The organism is Helicobacter sp. UBA3407, from assembly GCF_949747025.1.
GTDB lineage: Bacteria > Campylobacterota > Campylobacteria > Campylobacterales > Helicobacteraceae > Helicobacter_D > Helicobacter_D ganmani.
In genome coordinates this window covers 1-2,729 of the sequence record NZ_CATKCB010000238.1, presented here as the reverse complement: position 1 = coordinate 2,729, position 2,729 = coordinate 1, and the positions used below count along the sequence as shown (strand labels likewise).

General features: G+C 38.0%; 1 protein-coding gene and 1 pseudogene. Both read left to right on the top strand.

Annotated features, from left to right (window positions below; genetic code table 11):
* Positions 1 to 5 precede the first annotated feature (5 nt).
* Positions 6 to 2,378, top strand: a complete 2,373-nt coding sequence (pheT, locus tag Q1553_RS08160) for a phenylalanine--tRNA ligase subunit beta (protein ID WP_115550831.1) — start codon at positions 6 to 8, stop codon at positions 2,376 to 2,378.
* A pseudogene (locus Q1553_RS08155) lies at positions 2,375 to 2,729 on the top strand (3-phosphoshikimate 1-carboxyvinyltransferase); the annotation flags it as partial. The gene pheT and the pseudogene Q1553_RS08155, both read left to right, overlap by 4 nt.

Here is a 2,729-nt window from a genome sequence, read left to right as displayed (position 1 = left end):
TTTAAATGATTTTTACACGCAGTATTTTAAGTCAAGTTTTACCAATAGAAGAAATTTCAGGCGAGGAGATTTGCAAAGTCTTAAACAAAATAGGGTTAGAAGTAGAATCGTTTCAAAAAAATATTGCACCAAAAAAGGTTGTTGTTGGTAAAATTCTTGAATGTCAAAAACACCCAGACGCGACAAAACTCAATGTTTGTCAAGTTGCGATTGGAGGAGAAGAGGGGGCGTATGAGACGCGTCAAATCGTTTGTGGCGCACCCAATGCAAGAGCAGATATTTATGTAGCAGTCGCGTTAGAGGGAGCAGAATTACCACAAGTCAAGATTCAAAAAGCTATTCTTAGAGGGGTAGAAAGTTGCGGTATGTTATGTTCTACGACAGAACTTGGATTCCCAAAAGTAAATGACGGAATCGTAGAGCTAGACACAAGTATTGGAGAATTGATTATTGGTAAGGAATTAAGAGAATATCCTTATTTCAATGAAGAAGTTTATGAGATTTCTATCACGCCTAATCGTGGCGATTGTATGAGTTTGCTCGGTATTGCTAGAGACTTGAGTGCAGCATTTAAACTTGAGTGCAAAGCCTTGTGTCCTATGCCAAAAATATCAGAGAATGTTCCCGGAATCGGACGCGTGTTGCAAGTGATTGCAAGCGATAAACATAGAACCTCTTTACTTTTTAAAGTGATTGAGGCAAAACCTTTTTTACTTCCTTTGGGAGCAGTTTTGTTCTTGGCTTATAATGACGTATTAACAGAGGATTGGTTAGGCAATGCTTTGCGCTTTAGTATGCTTTTTAGCGGTGTGCTTTTGAATGCTTATCCGCAAGATTTGCGCCAACTGACGAGTAAAAACGGCAAAGTAGTGTTGAATCTCAAGCAAGACGAACAAGGTTTTGAAAGCATTTATCAAGAGGATAGAAAACTTTCTGTCATTGGGATTAATGGATATACAGAAAACCTTTCGCGTAAAGTTAATCTAAATGAGGAGGGACGAGAATTTATTATCTTAGAGGCAAGTTATATTCCTCCAGAGGTGATTGCGCAAAAAGCAATGGAATCCAAACCAAAAGTAGATGAGAGGATTTTTACTTTTTCTTCACGCGGAAGTAATACGGATTTGAATCTTGGTTTGTCGGTGCTTTCCAATTTATTATTGAATGGAGACGCTGTGCTTTATAATGATACACAAGAGGTTTTGGAAGTCCAATCTAAAACGCCTATTACGGTAGAGATTCCATTGTTGTCGCGTGTCATTGGCGTGGAATTAGATAAATTACAAGTTGTAAATATTTTAAGAGCCTTAGAGTTTAAGGTGGAAATTTCAAGTAATGAGAATTTGATTGTTGCAACCCCACCAGTTTTTCGTCACGATGTTGTAGGATTCCAAGATATTGCAGAGGAGATTATTCGTTTCTATGGGATTGATAATATCCCAAGCCAGCCTCTAAGTTTCATTCAACAAGAGCAGACAAACGACGCTTTGAGGTTTTATCGTTTCCGACGCAATCTTTCTAAAAAGGCGGTGAGTGTAGGGTTTAACGAAGTGGTGCATTTTGTGTTTGAAAATAAAGAAAAATTGCAAGCTTATGGTTTTTCTGTGTTGGAAAATCAATTAGAGTTAATAAACCCTATCACGCAGGATTTAAATACATTGCGTAGCACTCTATTGCTAGGGCTTTTGCGTGCAGCAGAACAGAATCGTAACAATGGGTTTGGAGCAATCAGTTTAAGCGAAGTGGGCGTGGTATATGATAAATGGCGCAATCAGAGCGATAAAATGGCATTTTTACAAAGCGGATTTTTAAGCGAAGAACGTTATCCAAACGCAAAGGGCATTAAGGGCGATTATTTTGAGTTTTGTGATAGAATCGCACGCGTGATTGGAGAGTTTAGTTTGGAATCGTTTAAGAGTGAGATAGGTTTATTCCATTCAGGACAATGCGCAAGGATTCTGCAAAATGGTAAGGAGATTGGAATTCTAGCGACCTTGCACCCTCAAGTTGCCTTAGATTTAGGATTGGATTCTACTTATTTGTGCGAAATTTCTTTAGAATCCTTAAAAGATACTTTGCCACAAGTCAAAATGTATTCTAAATTCCAAAAAACACAACGCGATTTAAGTGTGGTATTGGACAAAGAGATTCCATATTTTAAGCTAAGAATGGCGATTGATAAGCTTAAGATTCCTCATCTTGTTGGATTTTATCCTTTGGATATTTACCAAGATGACAAGCTAGGAGACAAATTGAGTTTAACGATTCGTTTTGAATTGCAATCAGAGATGAAAACCTTAGAGGAAAAAGACATTACCGAAGCGATTTATCAAATCTTAGAAATGCTTAAGACAGAATTCAATGTGGAGTTGCGATGAAATTAGAAGTTTATCCAGCAAGAGAATTTACGCTGCAAACCGATAAAATTGCAGGGGATAAATCTATTTCACATCGTTGTGCTATGTTTGCGCTTTTGAGTGATAAGCCGAGTTTTGTGCGCAATTATTTGGAGGGCGAAGACACATTAGATACTTTAGAAATTGCGAAAAAGTTAGGCTTGAAAGTTCAAAAAGAGCGGGGAGGAATCCGCTTGATTCCACCTGCAAAGATTGTGGAGCCAGATACGATTCTGTATTGTGGCAATGCAGGCACAGCGATTCGGCTTTATTTAGGGCTTCTTTGCGCACAAAAAGGAATCTTTGTTTTAAGTGGAGATGAATATTTAAATA

Bases quoted from the DNA above. Each gene is read 5' to 3' on its own strand.
- pheT (WP_115550831.1), top strand. From the start codon at position 6: ATGATTTTTACACGCAGTATTTTAAGTCAAGTTTTACCAATAGAAGAA.